The sequence below is a fragment of the Aquabacterium sp. genome (assembly GCF_021768455.1).
Taxonomy (GTDB): Bacteria; Pseudomonadota; Gammaproteobacteria; order Burkholderiales; family Burkholderiaceae_C; genus Aquabacterium.
The window spans coordinates 1-1,711 of sequence record NZ_JAIZVX010000286.1; the positions used below are offsets into that span (position 1 = coordinate 1).

At 44.2% G+C, this 1,711-nt stretch carries 1 protein-coding gene; it reads left to right on the forward strand.

Going from position 1 to position 1,711, the window contains the following annotated elements:
* On the forward strand, positions 1–1,632 hold a 1,632-nt coding region (locus QZ994_RS19790; protein WP_290877792.1), incomplete at its 5' end, for a hypothetical protein.
* Between the last annotated feature and the right edge of the window lie 79 nt (positions 1,633–1,711).

Sequence of the window (1,711 nt, forward strand, 5' to 3'; positions counted from 1 at the left end):
GATGGTTTTAGTGTCGGAGCAAATAGTAAGTACAACGCTTCGGCACAACGGTTCATTGACTATATGTTCCGTAAAGCACCGAAGTTTATGGATATTGTGACCTATACCGGTAACGGTGCAGCAAGAACCATTGCGCATTCTTTGGGCGTAACTCCTAACCTCATAATTTTCAAACGAACTGATGGAACAGGGGGTTGGTATGCCTTTAGTGGTGGTCGAGTAGACTCGAATGTTGAATACACCATTATGGACGGTAGTGCTACGAATTCAAGTAACACTATTTGGAACTCGACCCTACCAACTGCTAGCGTATTCAGTTTGGGGAGTTTCACAGGAGCCAATACATCTGGCGCTGGTTATATTGCTTATCTGTTCGCCAACGATACAACTACTGATGGGTTAGTACGTACAGAGACATTGCTCACAGATAGTAGTGGCAATGGCACTGTAGATATTGGTTGGGAACCTCAGTTTGTAATGATGGCCAATATCTCTGCTGGATCTGATTGGATCATCGTAGATACTGCACGAGGATTCCCATCTGGGACTGGTCGAGTACACCTGTCACTTAATGCGTTTAGTGCAGTTGATGCTTCTCAACCAGATTCTATCGTCTCGCTTACCAACACTGGTTTTAAGATTACCAGTGGTTGGGCTAACGGCTACATTCTGTGGATTGCTATCCGTAAGCCAAACAAACCACCGACTACAGGTAATCAGGTCTATAACGCCATTGCTCGTACGGGTACAGGTGCAGTAGCTTCGGTTACTGGTGTTGGTTTCCCTCCTGATCTGGTCATTGGCAAGGCTCGCAGCACAACAGGAGGTGCTAACTGGACTGAGCGATTCCGGGGAGCTACTCAAGAGTTCTTATCGAGTGCTGTAAATATTGAAACCACATACGCCAATGATTTAACTGCATTTGGTCAAGATGGTTTCACCTTAGGTACAGGAGCTTCAGGTAACAAAAACACCAGTGCAGTTACTTATATTGAGCACTGCTTTAAACGAGCACCTGGTGTTTTCGATATTGTCCAAGACACAGGTACTGGTGTAGCACATACCGTAGCTCATCAATTAGGAGTAGTTCCTGAACTCATCATCCGTAAACAGCGGACGACTTCAAATGCTAATTTCTTTGTGTATGCGGCAGCATTAAATAACACTGAGTATCTAGTATTCAATAGTACGGGTGTTCGCACTACCCTAGCTACTATGTGGAATAGCACCAGTGCTACCAGTACAACTTTCTCATTGGGTACTTCTACCAATGTAAATACTTCTGGGGGTATTTACTATAATTACCTGTTTGCTAGTAAAACTGGTATTAGTAAGGTAGGTAGCTATACGGGTAATGGTGGAACTCAAACCATCAACTGTAGTTTTGCTAGTGGTGCCCGTTTTGTGATGATCAAACGAGTAGATACTGCAGGTGATTGGTTTATGTGGGATTCAGTGCGAGGCATCACAGCCAGTGCCAATGACCCACATACGTCAGCAAATACAACTGCTGCTGAGGTCACTACTGACTCTTCTGTTGAACCTAATAGTTCTGGCTTTGCAGTCGTTCAGAACACTACGACCAATATTAATGTGAGTGCTGCTACTTATTTCTATCTGGCTTTTGCTTAAAGGATCTCTATGAACCATTTTCGTATGCGTGATACCGGTGAAGTGGTATCAGAAACTCAATACCGTGAGGCACATGAGC